This is a genomic window from Dyella ginsengisoli LA-4, assembly GCF_000334915.1.
Lineage (GTDB): Bacteria > Pseudomonadota > Gammaproteobacteria > Xanthomonadales > Rhodanobacteraceae > Dyella_A > Dyella_A ginsengisoli_A.
This window is the reverse complement of sequence record NZ_AMSF01000002.1, coordinates 1-17,438: the sequence shown is the minus strand read 5'-3', so window position 1 is coordinate 17,438 and position 17,438 is coordinate 1. Positions and strand designations below refer to the sequence as shown.

Genomic DNA, 17,438 nt, shown 5'->3' with positions numbered 1-17,438 from the left:
GGATTCAGGCGGGACGGGGGTCGCGCACCGAGCGGCCGAGCAGATCCTCGTCGGTGAGCTCGGTCATGACGCGGTTGCGGCCAGCCCGCTTCGCCGCGTAGAGCGTGGCGTCGGCGTGGTGGAACAGCCGGGACAGGTCGAAACCCACATCTTCGGCAAACGCCATGCCGATGCTCGCGGTGACGACGATCGGCTCGCCGTCCAGACGGAGCGGCGTCGCCGCTACGGCCTCGCGGACATGCTCGGCCAGGGCGACGCATTCGTCGTGTGCGCAGCCGCTCAGCAGCAGGCCGAATTCCTCGCCACCCAGGCGACCGAAAAGATCGCCGGGGCGCAGCCAGGCTTGCACCACCGACACGATGTGGCGCAGCGCCAGATCGCCGGTCACGTGGCCGTGGACGTCGTTGATCTGCTTGAAATGGTCCAGGTCGATCAGCGCCAGCGCCACGTTGCCAGATCGCTTCGCTTGTTCGGCCACCAGGGTCTCGGCTTCCTGCATGAAGTGCTGGTGGTTGAGGATGCCGGTGAGTCCGTCCCGGCGCGCCATCTCGCGGAAGCGCAGCTGCAGCCGCTTGACCCGCAGCAGCCAGAGCACCAGGAGGGTCAGCAGCCCGAGCAGCAGTACGGCATAGAGCCGGGTGGTGTGCGCCGCCTGTTCAGTCAGCGACCGCTCCAGGCGCAGGACCTGGTTCTGCCGCTCCAGCGCATCGTTCTGCATTTTCTGGGCGAGCAGGTTCTGCTGCACGCGCTGGTAGGCGAGAGCACGCGCGGACACGTCGTTGAGGTAGCTCGTGTTCTGCTTGACGTAATGCTCGTAGTTCTCCAGCGCGGCCATGCCGTGGCCGCGCTTTTTCTCGATCTCGTAAAGCACGTGGTAGGCGTCGGCGAGATGCTCGCCAACGTCGCCAGGTGTCTTCATTGCGATAGCCGCCCTTGCGGCGTTCTCGGCTGCAGCATCCTCTCCGAGGGCAAGGTAAGCCTGGGCCTGCTGTACGTGCCAGGAGAGTCTGTGCGGGTAAAGACCCACGCTCTCGATGGTTGGACGAATGCTGTTCAGTAGTGGCAGTACTTTGTTGGGGAGATGCTCTCCGAGCAACATATCTCCCTTGACAAGCTGCAGCAGGTCCACGAGTACCGGTTGTTTAGCGGCGTTGCACGTCGCGATGGCGTTCTCGAGGCTGGGGCTGGACGACGACAAGCGTTTCGCGGTCTCCTCGGCGACTACCAGTGACACTCCCGGCAAGCACTCGCTCTCTCCGGGCGGAATCGTGTCTCGCATCATTCGCGCGTAATGCGCGGCTAGGTTGGGCTGACCAGCGAAGTTATAGACCTGCGCCAGATTCTCCAGAACGAGGAAGCGCGCCAGTGGGTCAGTGATTTTGGGTAGCCGCGTCACCATATTGCTGGCCAATTCGTAGGCCTTGTCGTAGTGCTGGTTGATGACCTGGATACTCATCAGCAGCGCCAAGGCCTTCGCGGCAAGGTTGGCGTCACCAGAGTGGTCGCTTACATCCTGCAAGCGATTTTCCGCCTTGGCGTAGTCCCCCTCGTACGAAGACTCCCAGCCGTCCAGATAGCGCAACCGCCACTGCTGCGACGAGGTCATCGCCGGCGCTTCCCGATGGATCTGCGCGAGCTTCTGCACGAAGCGCGAATGGTCGCTCAGCCGGATGTTCTCGGTCTGGTCCAGGAAGAGCCCGACATCGGTGATCGCGGCCGTGGCCCACGTCGCCCACAGCGACAGGGCCGTAGCAAGCACGGCGGCGGTCAGTCGGAGCGGACGGGGAAGGCGGCGAGGGGACATGGCAGTCGCGATCAGCCTCGCCCGGACGCGGCTTTGCCGACGCGCTGCGCCGAACAGGCACGCAGCCGGGCCTGATCCATGGCCATTCGGCGATCACATCTGCAACGGACCGCTGGTCCTGCGTGGGGGGAGCTCAACAACATCCTTTCCTCGAACAGGCAACGACAACCGGGATGCCCGGCGCTCCCTGCAATGACGGCAGCGAAGCGGAAAGGTTGAGGTCCGGGCGGAAAGCGGGGGGCATAAAGCTCACCCTCGGGGGCTGCAGGAGTCGCGAGGGGCCGGTCATGCAAAGACAGAGGTGCCTTCCCCCGCATCCGCGACTACCCGGTTGCGGCCGTCGCGCTTGGCCCGGTACAGCGCCGCATCGGCGCGACGACACAGGCGTTGCAGCGCATGTCCTGCGTTGCAGGTGGAGGCGACACCGACGCTGGCCGAGACCGAGAGCATCATGCCCTCGTGTTCGAGCGGATCCCCCTCGATCGCCAGGCGGATGCGGTCGGCGATGGCGATGGCGTGGTCCCGCTCGCATTCCAGCAGCAGGATGCCGAATTCCTCGCCGCCCAGCCGCCCGAACAGGTCGCCAGGGCGCAGATGGTCGTTGCAGACCTTCACGATGTGGCGCAGCACGGCGTCGCCGGCGGCGTGCCCATGGGTGTCGTTGATCTGCTTGAAGTGGTCCAGGTCCATCCACAGCAGGCTGGCTTGCCCAGACTTCCGTTCCAGATGCCGGAGCTGCCGTTCGGACTCGTTGATGAAGTGCTGGTGGTTGAGGATGCCGGTCAGGCCGTCGCGGGTGGCCATGCGCTTGAAGCGCAACTGGGAGTGCTTCAGCCGCAGCAGCCACAACACGATGCCGGTCAGGCCAATCAGCAGCAGCACGATGTACAGCCGGCTGGTCTCCACCGCCTTGGCGTCCAGCTGCTGCTGCAGCTTGAGGATGGCGTTCTGCTTGCTCAGTTCCTCGGTTTCCAGCTTCTTGGCAAGCACCTGCTGCTTGGCGAGCTGGAAGGCAAGTGTGCGGGCGCTGATGTCATTGAGGTAACCGCGGTCCTGCTCGACGTAATACTGGTAGTACCGAAGTGCGGTCGATGATTCCCCGCGCCGTTTTGCGACGCGGTAAAGCACCTGGTAGACATCCCTCAGCCATTCACTCACGTCACCGGGATCGCTCATCTTGATGGCCGAGAGCGCTGCCTGCTCGGCATCGTTGTCTCTTCCGAGCATCTCGTAGGCCTCTGCTCGCTGCGCCAGCGCCGAAAGCAGGTGTGGCTGGAATTTGTTCTGATCGAGGCTCTTCCTGATGCTGCCGAGCATGGCCAGCACTTTCGTCGGCTTCCCCTCGGCAAGCAGGTGTTCGCCCTGGACCAGCCAGAGCGAGTTCTGGACAACGGGTTGGTCGTCAGCGATACATGCCTGGATCGCCTGCTTCAGCTCCGCACTGTCCGATTGCACCTTGTGGGCGTTGGAGAGTGCGAAAACCTTCGATGTCAGTGGGTAACAGAGGCTTCCACCGGGTGGAGTGGTGTCGACCAGCATCTGCGCGTACTTCAGCGCCAAGTCGGATTGTCCCGCGAGATTGAATGTCTGCGAGAGATCGTAGAGCACCTCGGCATGTGCTTCCGCGTCCTTCAACTTCGGAAGCTCGGTCGCCAATCGATTGGCCAGCGCGAAGGCTTTTTCGTAGTCCCGAGTGATTCCGTAGCTGCTGAGCAGCCGGGCTGAGGACTTCGCCGTCAGGACCGGGTCGTTTGAGTGATCGATGATGTCCTGGAACTGTATCCGCGATCCGACATAGTTGCCGTTGTACATCGCCTCCCACGCTTCGAGGTACCGCAGGTGCCACCGCTCGTGTTGGTCGAGCGATGAGACACCAGTGCGCAACTCATTCAGCCGGGTGACGAACAGGGCGTGGTTCTTCGTCCGGACCGCTTCGGTCTCGTCGAGGAACTTCCCGGGATTCGGGATAACTGAAGTACGACCGACAATCGGCAAAGCAAGAAAGAACAGAACCGCCAAGGCGGTTCTGCAAGTGCGCCGATTGACATTCCTTGACATTCTGGCGTCTGACTATGGGAATCAATCGCGACCGGATGCCTGCGCGCGACGGATCCCAGGCTTGTCGTCCTCGTCCTCGTCGTTGTCAGGCTCGTCATCCTCACGCCCGGGTCGCTGGTTCACCTGGGTTGCCTGCATGACCCTTGCCCCGAATTCACCTGCCAGGGCCGAGCGATCCCCCATGCTAATGGCGGCCTTCAACGGCTCCGCCGCATCGGCCAGCGCCTGTTCATTGACCAGGTCATCCCCCGGCATGTAGCGCAGGGCGGCGTCCTGGCCAATGGCGGCAAGCATTTCGATCGTATCAAGCATGATTCCCCCTCTTGTCTGGAATGGTAGCGTCGCGAATAGCCCCGGACGAGGGGCCCTGCATTCACGTCGCTCTGTGTGGAAACCCCTATTCTTCCTTCCGGGCGCCAGCAACTCCCGCCAGCGACCGATTACTTCTTCCCCGGTCGGATCATGCCATCATCTTGAGCCCGCCTTGTCCAGCGCATCCAGGCGTGCCCGAAGAAGCGCGTTGCGCACCAGTGGGCGGGCCGGGGGGAGGACCACAGTCTCCTCGGCTGGGATGTCTGCGTCAGGCAGGTCTCTCAACGCCATGCGGCGGATGCGCGGTTGCTCGATTGGCAGCGTGGCGCATCGATAGACCATGACCTCATGGTCGAGAGGATAGTCCCGGGCCAGCACCTCGACCAGCAACTCCCGGTATCCCGATCCACAGTCGGAATCGGCGGTCGAGGCATTTCCCACCACGCCGAACTGCCAGATGACGACATAACCGCCTGCATCGATGCTTCGTTCGTAGAAGAGCAGTTGGCTGGCTTCGAAGTGTTGGCAGCCCAGTTGGCCGGGGTCGATGCCCAGGTCTGCGTATAGGCAGTCCTCGGCCGAGATGCCTGGCTCCATCCTGGCCGAGAACCCCTCGGCGCGCGCCACTTCGATGACCTTGTGCGGCGACCAGGCGAAGACCCCGGGGTGACCGTAGAACACGCCGCAGACGCGCTTGCCGGCACGCACCTCGGTCATCATCACCTCGACCCACTCGCGGTAGGTGTCGATGCGCGGCTTGCCCTCACCGTAGTAGGGCTGCAGGCTGCGCACATCCGGGTGCATGCGCTCCAGCCACATCTCGACGATGTTGTCGGAGACGGCGGCGAACACCACATCGGCCTGCTGGATATGGCTCCGCGCCAGCGGCGTGAGATGCGAGCCCAGCGTCATGCCGACGCCCACGCAGGCGATGCTGCCGCGCGGGGCTTCGGCTGTGATCGGGTTCACGGAAGAGGTCATCCGTCGGATGTTACGGCGAATGACTCCAAAAAGGGGAGACGCCCGACATGGCGGTCGGGCGTTCCGGGACCGGTAACCGTTTACTTGTGTTCCAGTGCCTTCACCGCATCCAGCGTGTTCTCCACGTGCTTGTTCGGGTTGAGCGCCGAGTACACGTAGGTGATCTTGCCGCTGGAATCGATGACGTATGAGGTACGGTCGGACCAGCCCGGACGCATCATCAGCGTAGCGTCGTACTGCTTGGCGACCTTGGCGCCCTCGTCGGCAGCCACCGGGAACTTGCCGCTGCAGTGCTCGGTTTCCTTCGAGAACGCCGCCAGCTGGTCGGTGTTGCCGGCGGTGACACCGATCACGGTGGCATGCAGCGCCTTGAACTTGTCGATCGCCTGCGAGAACAGATGGGCCTCGAGGTTGCAGCCCGAGGTGTGCGCTGCAGGGAAGAAGTACACCACCACCGGCCCCTGCTTCAGTGCGTCGGCCAGCTTGAAGGTGAACGGCTGGCCGGCGAGATACGCCGGCAGGGTGAAGTCGGGGGCCTGGGTGCCTTCCTTCAGCGCTGCGTGGGCGGGGGAAGCGAGGGCGGCGATGCCCACGAGGGCGAAAGCGGCGAGCTTGGACAGGGACTTCATGACAACACTCCTTGGATCGGGGCAGACCCCCTTTTATACGCGGGTTTGCCTGTCGCGGATGTTGTCTGTGCGCCCGGCCCGACGGTCCGGGCGCGGAGAGCGGCATCAGACCGGCATGCGCTGCTCGTACTCGTGCTTGAGATCCGCCCAGCGGTCCCAGAACGCCGTGGGCTGCTGCTCGGTGAGGCGGGCGACCAGCACGTCCAGGTGCATGTGCCAGCCGGTGCTGACGTTGAGCAGGGTACTGCGCTCGGCGACCCGGCGATGGGTGACGGTGAGTAGCACCTCGTCCCCGTCCTCGGCCAGCACGAAGCTGACGCCGCCGGTGCTGCCCCAGGTGATGGCGAGCCGGTGCGGCGGGTCCAGTTCGGTGATCCGGCAGCTCATGCGGTGTTCGCTGGGAAAGCCCTCCGGGCGCTGGCCGGGCGGATCGGTGAGTTCGTCGTTGCGCCAGACCAGCTCGACCGTCGCGCCGATCTCCATCGGCATGTCTCCTGCGGCCAGCCATTGCCGACGCAGATCGCTCTCGGTGAGGTAGGCCCACACGCGTTCGATGGGGCCGGGCAGGCGACGCTGCACGGTGAGTGTGGCCGGTTCGGTGAGGGTGCCATAGGCGTTCTGCAGGGTGCGCGCATTCATGAGGCGTCTCCTTTCCGGGATGACTTGGACGGATCGGGGCCCTCCGCGCGGAGGGCATGTTCGAGCGCATCCAGGCGCTGGGCCCAGAAGCGTTCGTAGAAGGCGAGCCAGGCGTTGGCGCTGGCCAGTGGGCCGGGGTCGAGTCGGCACAGATGCGTGCGGCCGCGGATCTCGCGACGGATCAGGCCGGCGCTTTCCAGCGTGCGGATGTGCTTGGAGGCGGCGGCGAGCGACATGGCGAAGGGTTCGGCGAGCTGGCCGACGGTGCGTTCGCCCTGCGCCAGTTCGCGCAGCATGTGGCGCCGGGTGGCGTCGCCGAGGGCGTGGAAGATCGCGTCTAGCTGGGGAGATGATTGTTCAACCATATGGTTGAATGTAGTCCGGACGCAGGACATGTCAACCCTTTGGTTGAATGATCTTTCGGGGGGCGATCGTGCCGCCAGCGGGCAGCGCCTGAAGCCGGGTGGGGCCGCGTCGCGTCAGATGCGGGCAGTCACGGCGCTGGCCGGCGGGGTTATTCCCGTCATCGGTCCGTCCCGTCTGCGGGAATCATGCGGCCGAATGGGCTCAAATCGCCGCGAGCGATTTTCACCTCTGTTTCAAGTCCGGGTTAATGGATATCCATGTAACTGATTTGCCTGTGTAAGTTCCGCAAATAATTACGTTAAAGGTCGGCGAAACCCTGTCGCTAATCCGCACGTGATGCACCGGTATTTCCGGTGCCGCTGATGGTGGACCGCAAGCCGCTGCCGACGGGAATCACCGGTGCCGGAACGACGATTTCAAATCCACTCGCAAAGCCGGTTTTCCCCGCTCATCCAAACCGGCCCGGGTCATCTCTTGAAGGAGTAGGGGTATGGCAATTCCGCAGTTTTCCATCAAGGTCCGGCTGGCCGGGACGCTTGGTGTGCTTGCCGTGCTGCTCGGTGCGCTTGGCTTCATGTCCATCGTCGACCTGGACAGCAGCAAGGCCGCGTTGCAGGACATGCACGCGAACAAGCTGGTACCGGCGATGGCGCTGGCCCGCGGGCTCGATCTGCTCGGTGCCGAGAGGACGGCCCTGCATCGCGCGGCCGCGGCGAGGGATCCGGCACTTGTCGCCAAGGCAAGGCAGGCCGAACAGGGCGATGACGGCCAGCTGGTGAAGCTGTTGGCCGCGTTCCATGGCGCAGTGCTCTCGTCGCAGGAGCAGCTCGTCGGCAAGCGGCTGGACCAGGACATGGGCGGCTTCCGCCAGAGCGTCGGTCTGACGCTCGACGAGCTGGGCGCGCAGAAATTCGACCAGGCGACGCAGACGCTGGACGGCCCGGGCGAGAAGCGCTATCTGGCGCTGCGTAGCGACATCGGCGACCTGTTCACGCTGCAGGACTCGATCGCCAACGACGCCTACGCCGTCGACGAAGCGCGCGAGTCGCGCGCGGTGGAGACGACCATCGGGTCGATCGCTTTCGGATTGCTCCTCAGTGCGGCGATCGGCTTCCGCCTGGTGCGTTCGATCTCGCGCTCGCTGGGCGATGCCATGCGGGTAGCCGACAACATTGCCGCCGGCAGGCTCAACAACCGCATCGACCGCATTCCCGGCGATGAGGTCGGCCGCCTGCTGCGCTCGCTGGCTGAGATGGATGCGAAGCTGTCCGGCGTCGTGATGGACGTGCGCGCGGGTGCGGAATCGGTCAGCGCGGCGGCCCGGCAGATCGCGCAGGGAAACGACGATCTCAGTCAGCGCACCCAGGAGCAGGCGTCGAGCCTGGAACAGACCGCTGCCTCGATGGAGGAGATGACCTCCACGGTCAAGCAGAATGCCGGCAATGCGGCGCACGCCGACCATCTGGTACGCAGCGCGCGCGAGCAGGCCGAGCACGGTGGCGTGGTCATCGCGCAGGCGGTGGAGGCGATGGACGGCATTTCCAGCTCCAGCGGCAGGATCGCCGATATCGTGGGCATGATCGACGAGATCGCGTTCCAGACGAACCTGCTGGCGCTCAACGCCGCCGTGGAAGCCGCACGTGCCGGCGAGCAGGGGCGCGGGTTCGCAGTGGTCGCTTCGGAGGTACGCAATCTTTCCCAGCGCAGCGCCGCGGCTGCCAGGGAGATCAAGACTTTGATCGGCGACAGCGTGGAGCGGGTCCGCCTTGGGGCCGAGTTGGTGGATGCATCCGGGCGCTCGCTGGCGGCCATCGTGGAGAGCGTGAAGAAGGTGAGCGACATCGTTTCGGAGATCGCTGCGGCCAGTAACGAACAGTCGGTCGGCATCGAGCAGGTCAATCTCGCGGTGACGCAGATGGACGAGGTGACCCAGCAGAACGCGGCCCTGGTGGAGGAGGCCGCCTCGGCCAGTCGCGCCATGCACGAACAGGCCCACACCCTGCAGCAGCGGGTTGCCTATTTCCGGCTGGATGAGGATGCGGGCCTGGGACTTTCGGCGTACGGCAGGGAAAAGGGGCCGTCGCGGGGTGTGCTGGATGCCGAGGTGCCGGCCTTGCCGGCACCGGGCATGGCTTGGGTGGCGGCTTCCTGAGCCGCCGGCCGGAGAATCTCTGGCCGGAGCGTACTGGCGGTTGTCGGCTTCGACCGGTCGCCCCGGTGGTCGCCCGGGGGGAACGCGGCTGTGTCCACCGATCGCCGGGTCCCGTGATGGCTCCACGGGGAACGGCCATGCGTTTACCATCGCCGGCGGCAGGCACAGGGAGTGGCAGGCATGTGGCGATGGTTTCGCAGGGAAGCGCTACTCGGCGACGAGCTGACACGGTGGCAACTGGACGGCCTGGACTGGCTGCTGCAGCACACGGGCGGGCTGGACGCCCTGCGGGCACGGCGGCTGGTGCTGCCGACACCGGAATATTTCTCGCAACGGGTGGAGTACAGCCACGCATCCGTCGCCGCACTGCTCGAACAGGTCAAGCGGCACGCCGGAATGGCCGACTGGATGTGCGAGCTGGCACCGCACGAGAGCGGGCCGGAGACGCGCGTGTCGCGGCACGCGTTCGTGCAGGGTGCGCCGCAGGCGCCCGCCGGTACCTTCCGCACGCGTCAGGACGGCACTGCGCTGATCACTTACGATCCGCGCCAGCTGGCCGATCCGATGGCCCTGGTCGCCACGCTGGCGCACGAGTTGGCGCATTACCGCACCTCGGTGTTCCCCGAGCCGCCTCCGGGTGGCTGGGAGGTATGGGAGCCGGCCACGGACCTGGCCGCGGTATTCCTGGGTTTCGGCGTGTTCCTCGCCAATACGCGCTTCCGCTTCAGCCATTTCGACGACGGTCACCGGGCGGGGTGGCAATGGCGCCACCAGGGCTACCTGTCCGAGCCGGAGGTGCTGCACATGCAGGCGCTGGTCTCGCAGGTGATGGGTGTGCCGGCATCGACCACGCTCGCGGTGTTGAAGCCGGCACTGCGCGGCATCTTCAAGCGGGTCTGGCGCGATGCCGAACGTGCCCTGGCCGCCAACGGCCTGCCGGGAGGACCGCGTGGTATCTCCACCACCTGATGCGGCGATGTGACGATCAGCGGCGGGATGCGAACACCCCGTCCAGCGCCAGCTCGGCCCTGAAACCGGAACGCTCCAGCCGGCGCGCCACTTCACGCGGCACGTCGCGTCCGCTGGTGAGTTTGTTGGGGCTGCCGGTGTAGTGGAACAGCCGGCCGCCCCGACGCAACACGCGGGCGAGCTGGTCGTAGAAGGTCTGTGCGTACAGCTCGCCGGCGATGCCGAAGCGCGGCGGGTCGTGCAGCAGGGCATCGACCGAGGCGTCGGCGATGTTGGCGATGGCTTCCGTCACGTCGGCATGCGTGAGCTGCAGGCGGCCACCGCTGGAGGGCGCGCCAGGGTCGGGCGACCACGGATTGATCGTGCGCAGCCACAGCACATCGGCGTTTTTCTCGAACGACTGCATGTGCGTGACGCCCGCTTCAAGGCAGCAGGCGGCGAAGTAGCCGAGGCCGCCGCAGGTATCGAGCACGGTCTTGCCGCCCGGTTCGACCAGCGCCACCTTGCGGCGTGCGTCGTCCAGTGGCGATTCCTTCGCCGAGGGCAGCATCTTGATGCCGTCGATCTCGAAGGTCGGCACGTCCCATTCGGTCGGTACCAGCTTGATCAGCGCGCCGGAAAAGCGCGACACCGGTGCGAACTCCTCGCCGTCCCACCAGTAGATCGTGCGGTCCCTGAGCTTGTCGGGGTAGGGATAGTGCCGGTCGAGCCACTGCCAGCGGTCTGCATCGAGTCGTGCCTGGCCGGTCGAGCGCCCCAGGTCCAGCGAGCCCTGCCAGGTCGGCTCGCCGCGTTTCGCGGCGTCGAGCAGGGTGATGCCGGTCGCGCGGGTCAGCAGGGGGCCGGTGTAGTGCGTCACGTCAGGCTCCGCGGCCGCGGAGCGGCACGCATGCGGGGAAGGGGCGGCATGGTAACCCAGCCCGCTCGTCCCAACGGTGGCGCGTGCGATGCAGCATGCGTGCCGTCCAGACCTCCCCGTATGCTCCTGCGGTTGCCCCTCCACGGACTTCGACAGCCGCATGACGACTGCCACCCTGCCGCGCGCCATCCGAACTCCCGCCCTTCGCCGCGCCCTGATCGGCGGAGCGCACCGGGTGATTGCCGGGCGCGACGGGCTGAACCGCATCAACGTGTTCCCGGTGGCCGACGGCGATACCGGCAACAACCTGGCCTTTACCATGGGCAGCGTGCTGAGCGGGGCATTGAGCCGTCGCGCCGCCGGTGTCGGCGAACTGCTGCGCCGGGTCGGCGAGGATGCGGTGGACGGTGGGCGCGGCAACTCCGGCGCGATCCTGGCGCAGTTCCTCACCGGTGTGGCTTCGGATCTGGGCGACCGTATCGCGGTCGCTCCCGCGCGGCTGGCGCAGGCGGTGCAGGCCGGTGCCCGTGCCGCGCGCGAGGCGGTGGCCGAACCGCGCGAGGGGACGATGCTCAGCGTGATCGCTGCCTTCGCCGAATCGCTGGAGGCGAGCGAAGACGTGCGCGATCCGCGAGCGTGGTTCGGGGTCGCGTTGGAGCGCGCGCGACGGGCACTGGCGCATACCCCGCAGCAGTTGCCGGTACTGCTCAAGGCCGGAGTGGTGGATGCCGGCGCGCAGGGTTTCGTGCATCTGCTGGAGGGTATCGGCGCCGTGCTGGGCGGCGAGTCCGTCCCGCTCGAAGTGGCGGTGCCGGCGCTGGCCCCGGAGCACCTGCATGCCGACGACGCGCTGGCCGCCGCCGATCCCGCCCATCGCTGGTGCAGCGAGTGCCTGATCAGCGGCAGCGACCTGCATCCGGCGGCGGTGCGCGAGGCGGTCGCGGCGCTGGGCGCGTCGTGCATCGTGGTCGCCGGCTCGACCACGCGGATGCGCCTGCACGCACACATCGCCTCGCCGCAGGCGCTGTTCGAGGTGGCGGCGCGCTTCGGCCAGGTGGAGTCGACCAAGGCGGACGACATGCAGGCGCAGGCGCGCAGCGCGGCCGGCGCCGGTGCAGTGGCCATTGTCACCGACAGCTCGGCGGACCTGCCCGAGGGGCTGGCCGAGGCACTGCATCTGCACGTGGTGCCGCTGCGGCTCAACTTCGGCGAGCAGGATTATCTGGACAAGGTCGGCATGACGCCGGCGCAGTTCTACGCACGCCTGCGCCAGAGCGACGTGCTGCCGCGAACCAGCCAGCCGGCACCGGGCGATTTCCGGCGGCAGTTCGACTTCCTGCTCGCCCATCATCCGGCGGTGGTCTACATCGGCGTGGCACGCGCGGTGTCCGGCACCATCCAGTCAGCCGAGACCGCCGCGCAGCGGGTCGATCCGGCGCGCACCTTCATCGTCGACAGCGCCAACGCCGCCGGCGGCCAGGCTTTGCTCGCCATCGCCGCCGCCGAAGCCGCGCGCGAGGGCGCTGGTGCCGCGGCCATCGTGGCTCGGCTGGAGGCCCTGCGCCCGCGCACCCTGACCTGGGCGATGACCCGCGATCTCACCATGCCGGTGCGCGGCGGGCGCCTGCCGGCGTGGAGCAAGACCGTGGTGGAGCTGCTGGGGCTGGTGCCGATCGCGCGGGTCAAGCCGGACGGCAAGCTGGGCGTGGTCGGCGGCCTGTTCGGTCGGCAGCGGCTGGTCGAGCGTTTCGCCAGCTATATCGCACGGCGCCTGCCCGCCGGCGCGCGCTGGCGGCTGATCGTCGGCCATTGCGACGCGGCCGGCGAGGGGGCGGAGCTGCTGCAGGCGCTGCGCGAGCGGTTGCCGTGCATCGAGTCGTGGCTGGTCGAGACCGGTCCGGCGATCGGCGCCCATGCCGGGCCGGGCACGCTGGTGGTCAGCGCGCAGCCGGTGGAGAACTGAGCCGTGACGGCAGTCGTCCAGCCGGTGTCCTGGGCCCTCACGCTGGCGCTGTTCGTGCTGACCTACCTGCTTGGTTCGCTCTCCGGCAGCCTGCTGCTGGGGCGGTTGCGCGGCGTGGATATCCGCACATTGGGCAGCGGCAATGCCGGGGGCACCAATGCCCTGCGCACGCAGGGCTGGCGCTTCGCGCTGGGTACCGTGCTGATCGACATCGGCAAGGGTGCGCTCGCCGCCTGGTTGGCTGTGCACTGGATGCCCGATTCGACCCGCGCCTGGGCGGTGTACGCGGCACTGCTGGCCACGGTCGCCGGCCACGTCTGGCCTGTATTCCACGGCTTCCGCGGCGGCAAGGGGGCGGCGACCCTGGTCGGCGCGCTGGCCGTGGCGTGGCCGGCTGCGCTACCGGTGATCCTGGCCGTGTGGCTGCTGAGCCTGCTGTCGACGGGCTATGTCGGGCTGTCCACCGTGCTCGCCGCGATCAGTCTGCCGCTGTTCGCGCTGGCATCCGGGGCGGGGGCGATCCGGATCGTGTTTGCGCTGGTGGTCGCCGCATTGCTGGCCTATACCCACCGCGCCAACCTGGCGCGGCTGCGTGCAGGCACCGAGTCGCGCTTCGAGCGGGTGCACGTGTTGCGACGGCGCAAGGCCCGGCGCTGAGGCGCCGCACGCGAACCGGCGACGATTTCTCCGCGACACGGGCTCCGCTAGAGGCGGCGATGCAGCCGAAGCAGTTCCTGGCCGGCGAACTTGCCCGGCGGAGCCGGCACCCGCTGGTAGACGACGAAACCGTTGCGCTCCAGTGCGCGCAGCGAGGCGGAGTTGCTGGCCAGGCAGGTGCTCAGCAGGGCTTTGAGTCCGAGTCGATCGCCGGCGAACTGCTGTGCCAGCGCGATGGCGGCCGAGGCAACGCCACGGCGTTGGTACGGCACGGCGACCCAGTAGTCCAGGTGCGCCCGCCCGACTGCGCGATCGATGTCGTTGAGGCTGGCGACCCCGCGAAAGGCGTCGTCTTCCGTGATCGCGAAAACCGCCGCGCTGCCAGCGGCTACGCGGTTGGTCAGCGCGGCGTGCCACGTGGCGGCGCCGTCGGCAGGGTAGGGCGAGGGAACGTAGCTGCTTGCGCCAATGGCGGGATCGGCGGCGAACCGCTGCACCTCGGGCAGATGCGCTTCGGTGATCGGGGTCAGAAGTATCAAGGGTAAGCCGTCCTTGGTAGGGATGACGCTGCCTGCTCCGGTGTCGCGTCGGGGAGTTGGCGATGGTGTCGGGCCACCCTAACCGGGAGCGCCGGGGTTTTCGAGCAAGTGGCGCTACGCTTGGCGGGATCGTGGGGTGGACGCGCAGGGACGGGGATGACGAAACGGTTGCGGGTGGCGGTGGTCGGTTACGGCAGCGGCGGTCAGGCCACTGCATTGCTGCTCTCGCGCGATGGCCATGACGTACAGGTGTTCGAGCGGGTCGCGCAGCCGGGGCCGGTGGGTGCGGGCTTCTTGCTGCAGCCGGTCGGGTTGCGCGTGCTGTGGGAGCTCGGCCTGCTCGACGCGGCGCTGGCGCATGGCGTGAGGATCGGCCGCCTGTTCGGCGAGACCGCGGCCGGACGCCCGGTGATGGACATGCGCTATGCGGAATTGGATCCGGTGCTGTTCGGCCTGGGCCTGCAACGTGGCGCGATGTTCCAGTTGCTCGATGCGGCCTGGCAATCCGGGCGCCGCCTGCATGCCGGTAGCGCCATCGCCAGCGTCGATGCGGAGGCAGGTCGATTGATCGATGGCGGGGGCAACGTCCATGCCGGCTTCGACCTGATCGTGGTGGCCGACGGTTCGGCCTCGTCGCTGCGTGGCCAGATTGCGCCGGCGGTGCTGGACCGGCCCTATCCATGGGGCGCGCAATGGTGTCTGGTCGACCAGGCGCAATGGCCCTGGGCCGACGAGTTGCGCCAGCGTTACGTGGCCGCGCGACGCATGGCCGGCATGCTGCCGGTGGGTACGCGACCGGACGATCCCGTGCCGAAGATGAGCTTCTTCTGGAGCCTGCCGTCCGCGGCAATGGAAGCCGTCGGCGATGCGCCGGAGCGGTGGCGCGATGCATTGAAGGCCGTCTGGCCAGAAGCCGCCGAGCGGCTGGCTGCAACCGCCGTACCGCACGGGCTGGCACCTGCCCGCTACCGCGATGCCATGCATCGCCGCTGGCATCGCGGCCGTGCCGTGTTGCTGGGCGATGCCGCCCACGCGATGAGTCCGCAGTTGGGGCAGGGCGTCAACATGGCGCTGCTGGATGCGTTGGCCCTGCGTGATGCCCTGCGGGTCTGCGGCAAGGTGCCGGAAGCGCTGGCGGCGTACCAGGCCGGGCGCCGCTCGCACCTGGGCGTCTATCACTTCTGGAGCCGGTGGCTCACGCCGCTGTTCCAGTCCGATCGGCGCGTCGCTCCGGCCCTGCGCGATGCGCTGTTCCACCCGCTTTCCCGACTGCCGGGTGGGCGCGGGCAAATGCTGCGGGTGCTGACCGGCACGCGGTGCGGTTGGTGGGGCACGGTCGCACTGCCTGCCGCATTTCTCGATCGGCTGGCGACCGAAGTGCGGCGACCGGTCGAGCTGCATGCGGGAGCTTGAGATTTGCGTGCCTGGCGACCACCTGCATCGCTTGCCCGCGAACGGGCTGACTGCGCGCCCATAGCGGGCGACCCCCGGCTGCACGTGGCGGACGCGCCGCACACGGATTCCCGATGACCGACCAGACGCCGCCATTGGCCCACCCACTCACCCGCGGCACCCTGTTCGCGATGGCGCTGGCCTGCGGCACGGCGGTGGCCAACATCTATTACAACCAGCCGATGCTCGGCATGATCGCCGCGCGCTTCCCGCACGCGGGCGTGGCCGGGCTGGTGGCCACGCTGACCCAGGTCGGCTATGCGCTGGGGTTGTTCCTGCTGCTGCCGCTGGGCGACCTGTTCGAGCGCAGGCGCCTGATCGTGGTGCAGTTCGTCGCGGTCGCCGTCGCCTCGCTGGGGGCCGCGCTCGCCTCCAGTGCCTGGAGCCTGCTGGCCGCCTCGCTGGCGCTCGGCGCGGCGGCGACCGTCGCGCAGCAGATCGTGCCGTTCGTGGCGATCCTCGCCGAGCCGTCGAAGCGCGGCGCGGCGATCGGTTTCGTGATGAGCGGCCTGCTCACCGGCATCCTGTTCAGTCGCACGCTGGCCGGTTTCGTCGCCGAGCGTTTCGGCTGGCAGGCGATGTTCTGGGTGGCGGTGCCGATCGCGCTGGGCAGCGCGCTGCTGATGCGACAGTGCCTGCCGGCGCACCGACCGGCCCGGTCGATGCGCTACGGCGCGCTGCTGGCGTCGCTGGGCAAGCTGTGGCGTGGCGAGCCGGTGCTGCGCCGGGCCGGCTTCACCCAGGCGATGCTGTTCGCTTGCTTCACCGCGTTCTGGACCATCCTCGCGCTGCGGCTGCAGCAGCCGGCATTTCACCTGGGTCCCGACGTGGCTGGCCTGTTCGGCGTGGTCGGCGCCGTGGGCGTGGCGATGGCGCCACTGGCCGGGCGCATGGCCGATCGCCGTGGTCCCTACGTGGTGATTGCGCTGGGTACCGCGGTGGCGGTGCTGGCGTGGGGCGTGTTCGGCGTGTGGGAGTCGATCGCCGGCATGGTGGTGGGCGTGGTGCTGCTGGATTTCGGCGTGCAGGTGGCGCTGGTGTCGCACCAGCACCTGATCTACGGCCTGCATCCGGAATACAAGAGCCGGCTCAACACGGTGTTCATGACCACCATGTTCCTCGGCGGCTCGTTCGGCTCGGTGGGCGCGAGCCTGGCCTGGCAGCGGGCTGGCTGGCCGGGTGTCAGCCTGTTCGGCGGCGCGCTGGCCGTGGTGGCAATGGCCTCGCAGTGGCGCGCGCACCGGCTGCAGGCGGCGGCCGCCTGATTCCCCCGCGGGGCCGGCGCCTCGCGCTGTCCTAGTGCAGCACGGCCGGCACGTCGAGCCGGCGCATCGCCGACAGCGTGTGCACGAGCTCGCGATAGCTGGCGGCGAGCTGCTCGTACAGCGCCGCGTAGGCGCGGCGGCTGGCGTCGGCCACGCCCTGGTAGGCGGCACGGCCGATGTCGACGTAGTAGCCCACGCTCACCCGGCGGCGTTCGGCCAGCTGCGGGAACAGCCCGGCGACCAGCAGGCAGCGGTCGCCGACGTCGCGCAGGGCCTCGGTCCGCGCGCTGCCGACCTGCTCGAGCGCGTCGAGCCAGTCCAGGCCGTGGGTGTGGCTGAGCAGTTGCGCGTCGCGCTGGAAGCGCAGCAGGACGAAGACGAGGTGGCTCTCGTGGGTCTCGTCCAGCGGGTGCCCGGCGTGCCGGGCGGCCTGCTGCACCAGTTCCTGCCAGACCTGCGCCGGCGTGCCGTGGTGGAATGCCTCGATCATGTCGCGTACCCCCTGTTGGTGCTCGACGGCTCGAGCCTACCTCCGGATCGGGGGAATTGCGCGGCAGCCGGCGGGGGCGATTGCTAACAGGTGGCGGAGGCGCGGAACGGGCGGGCTCCGGCGCAGGGTGGGGACGCCGTGGGTGCACGTCGCCGTCCCCTCTGCCGCACGCCCCGCCGGCCGGCGGGGCGTGGATCGGCAAGGCTTACTGCGCGGTGGTGGCCTCGGACTGGGTCCACAGCTTCGCTTCCACCGGACCGCCGAGCATCTGCTGGCGCACCAGCGGGATCGGCGGGGCGCCGC

16 protein-coding genes are annotated in these 17,438 nt (G+C 67.8%); 6 read left to right on the top strand and 10 right to left on the bottom strand.

Features of this window, described 5'->3' with window-relative positions; all coding sequences use genetic code 11:
• Positions 1-4: 4 nt before the first annotated feature.
• From C693_RS20705 to C693_RS0100330, 7 genes are all read right to left on the bottom strand, one after another.
• Complete coding sequence (locus tag C693_RS20705) at positions 5-1,804, bottom strand: GGDEF domain-containing protein (RefSeq protein WP_017460254.1); 1,800 nt, start codon at positions 1,802-1,804, stop codon at positions 5-7.
• Positions 1,805-2,089: 285 nt separating this feature from the next.
• Entirely contained in the window at positions 2,090-3,823 is a 1,734-nt protein-coding gene (locus C693_RS0100355) for a tetratricopeptide repeat-containing diguanylate cyclase (protein WP_241762601.1), read from the bottom strand.
• A 60-nt stretch (positions 3,824-3,883) separates the two neighbouring features.
• Positions 3,884-4,174, bottom strand: a complete 291-nt coding sequence (locus tag C693_RS20700; protein ID WP_017460252.1) for a hypothetical protein — start codon at positions 4,172-4,174, stop codon at positions 3,884-3,886.
• Positions 4,175-4,330: 156 nt separating this feature from the next.
• Complete coding sequence (locus tag C693_RS0100345) at positions 4,331-5,155, bottom strand: SAM-dependent methyltransferase (protein WP_198506807.1); 825 nt, start codon at positions 5,153-5,155, stop codon at positions 4,331-4,333.
• Between the two features lie 80 nt (positions 5,156-5,235).
• Positions 5,236-5,784 carry a peroxiredoxin gene (locus C693_RS0100340; protein WP_017460250.1) on the bottom strand — a complete coding sequence of 183 codons (549 nt, stop codon included), beginning with the start codon at positions 5,782-5,784 and terminating at the stop codon, positions 5,236-5,238.
• Positions 5,785-5,889: 105 nt separating this feature from the next.
• Positions 5,890-6,423, bottom strand: coding sequence for an SRPBCC family protein (locus tag C693_RS0100335; RefSeq protein ID WP_017460249.1), 534 nt, complete (start codon positions 6,421-6,423; stop codon positions 5,890-5,892).
• Positions 6,420-6,788 carry an ArsR/SmtB family transcription factor gene (locus tag C693_RS0100330; protein WP_026107066.1) on the bottom strand — a complete coding sequence of 123 codons (369 nt, stop codon included), beginning with the start codon at positions 6,786-6,788 and terminating at the stop codon, positions 6,420-6,422. The genes C693_RS0100335 and C693_RS0100330 overlap by 4 nt, the downstream gene beginning before the upstream one ends.
• A gap of 491 nt (positions 6,789-7,279) precedes the next feature.
• Between C693_RS0100330 and C693_RS24340 the strand changes: the two genes are divergently transcribed.
• Together C693_RS24340 and C693_RS0100320 are read left to right on the top strand one after the other, a co-directional pair.
• Positions 7,280-8,941, top strand: a complete 1,662-nt coding sequence (locus C693_RS24340) for a methyl-accepting chemotaxis protein (protein ID WP_017460247.1) — start codon at positions 7,280-7,282, stop codon at positions 8,939-8,941.
• A 180-nt stretch (positions 8,942-9,121) separates the two neighbouring features.
• Positions 9,122-9,910 carry a hypothetical protein gene (locus C693_RS0100320; RefSeq protein ID WP_017460246.1) on the top strand — a complete coding sequence of 263 codons (789 nt, stop codon included), beginning with the start codon at positions 9,122-9,124 and terminating at the stop codon, positions 9,908-9,910.
• A gap of 16 nt (positions 9,911-9,926) precedes the next feature.
• On the opposite strand, the gene C693_RS0100315 is transcribed toward C693_RS0100320, so the two are convergent.
• Entirely contained in the window at positions 9,927-10,769 is an 843-nt protein-coding gene (locus C693_RS0100315) for a class I SAM-dependent methyltransferase (RefSeq protein WP_017460245.1), read from the bottom strand.
• 160 nt (positions 10,770-10,929) lie between these two features.
• Here C693_RS0100315 and C693_RS0100310 point away from each other — a divergent pair, with 160 nt between their 5' ends.
• On the top strand, positions 10,930-12,732 hold the full coding sequence (locus C693_RS0100310) for a DegV family protein (RefSeq protein WP_017460244.1): 1,803 nt from the start codon (positions 10,930-10,932) through the stop codon (positions 12,730-12,732).
• A gap of 3 nt (positions 12,733-12,735) precedes the next feature.
• On the top strand, positions 12,736-13,389 hold the full coding sequence (gene plsY, locus C693_RS0100305; RefSeq protein WP_017460243.1) for a glycerol-3-phosphate 1-O-acyltransferase PlsY: 654 nt from the start codon (positions 12,736-12,738) through the stop codon (positions 13,387-13,389).
• Between the two features lie 47 nt (positions 13,390-13,436).
• On the opposite strand, the gene C693_RS0100300 is transcribed toward plsY, so the two are convergent.
• Positions 13,437-13,928: a GNAT family N-acetyltransferase gene (locus tag C693_RS0100300; protein ID WP_017460242.1), complete on the bottom strand. Its 492-nt coding sequence runs from the start codon at positions 13,926-13,928 to the stop codon at positions 13,437-13,439.
• A 156-nt stretch (positions 13,929-14,084) separates the two neighbouring features.
• Between C693_RS0100300 and C693_RS0100295 the strand changes: the two genes are divergently transcribed.
• Together C693_RS0100295 and C693_RS0100290 are read left to right on the top strand one after the other, a co-directional pair.
• Positions 14,085-15,341 carry an FAD-dependent oxidoreductase gene (locus C693_RS0100295; protein WP_017460241.1) on the top strand — a complete coding sequence of 419 codons (1,257 nt, stop codon included), beginning with the start codon at positions 14,085-14,087 and terminating at the stop codon, positions 15,339-15,341.
• A 113-nt stretch (positions 15,342-15,454) separates the two neighbouring features.
• A complete protein-coding gene (locus C693_RS0100290; protein ID WP_017460240.1) occupies positions 15,455-16,645 on the top strand; it encodes an MFS transporter in 1,191 nt (396 codons plus the stop codon).
• A gap of 31 nt (positions 16,646-16,676) precedes the next feature.
• On the opposite strand, the gene C693_RS0100285 is transcribed toward C693_RS0100290, so the two are convergent.
• Positions 16,677-17,135 carry a hypothetical protein gene (locus C693_RS0100285; RefSeq protein WP_017460239.1) on the bottom strand — a complete coding sequence of 153 codons (459 nt, stop codon included), beginning with the start codon at positions 17,133-17,135 and terminating at the stop codon, positions 16,677-16,679.
• Positions 17,136-17,438: the final 303 nt, after the last annotated feature.

What these genes read in the sequence shown, in the direction of transcription:
- C693_RS20705 (WP_017460254.1), bottom strand. Translation starts at nt 1,804, where the DNA reads ATGTCCCCTCGCCGCCTTCCCCGTCCGCTCCGACTGACCGCCGCCGTG.
- C693_RS20700 (WP_017460252.1), bottom strand. Translation starts at nt 4,174, where the DNA reads ATGCTTGATACGATCGAAATGCTTGCCGCCATTGGCCAGGACGCCGCC.
- C693_RS0100345 (WP_198506807.1), bottom strand. Translation starts at nt 5,155, where the DNA reads ATGACCTCTTCCGTGAACCCGATCACAGCCGAAGCCCCGCGCGGCAGC.
- C693_RS0100340 (WP_017460250.1), bottom strand. Translation starts at nt 5,784, where the DNA reads ATGAAGTCCCTGTCCAAGCTCGCCGCTTTCGCCCTCGTGGGCATCGCC.
- C693_RS0100335 (WP_017460249.1), bottom strand. Translation starts at nt 6,423, where the DNA reads ATGAATGCGCGCACCCTGCAGAACGCCTATGGCACCCTCACCGAACCG.
- C693_RS0100330 (WP_026107066.1), bottom strand. Translation starts at nt 6,788, where the DNA reads ATGGTTGAACAATCATCTCCCCAGCTAGACGCGATCTTCCACGCCCTC.
- C693_RS24340 (WP_017460247.1), top strand. Translation starts at nt 7,280, where the DNA reads ATGGCAATTCCGCAGTTTTCCATCAAGGTCCGGCTGGCCGGGACGCTT.
- C693_RS0100320 (WP_017460246.1), top strand. Translation starts at nt 9,122, where the DNA reads ATGTGGCGATGGTTTCGCAGGGAAGCGCTACTCGGCGACGAGCTGACA.
- C693_RS0100310 (WP_017460244.1), top strand. Translation starts at nt 10,930, where the DNA reads ATGACGACTGCCACCCTGCCGCGCGCCATCCGAACTCCCGCCCTTCGC.
- C693_RS0100295 (WP_017460241.1), top strand. Translation starts at nt 14,085, where the DNA reads ATGACGAAACGGTTGCGGGTGGCGGTGGTCGGTTACGGCAGCGGCGGT.
- C693_RS0100290 (WP_017460240.1), top strand. Translation starts at nt 15,455, where the DNA reads ATGACCGACCAGACGCCGCCATTGGCCCACCCACTCACCCGCGGCACC.
- C693_RS0100285 (WP_017460239.1), bottom strand. Translation starts at nt 17,135, where the DNA reads ATGATCGAGGCATTCCACCACGGCACGCCGGCGCAGGTCTGGCAGGAA.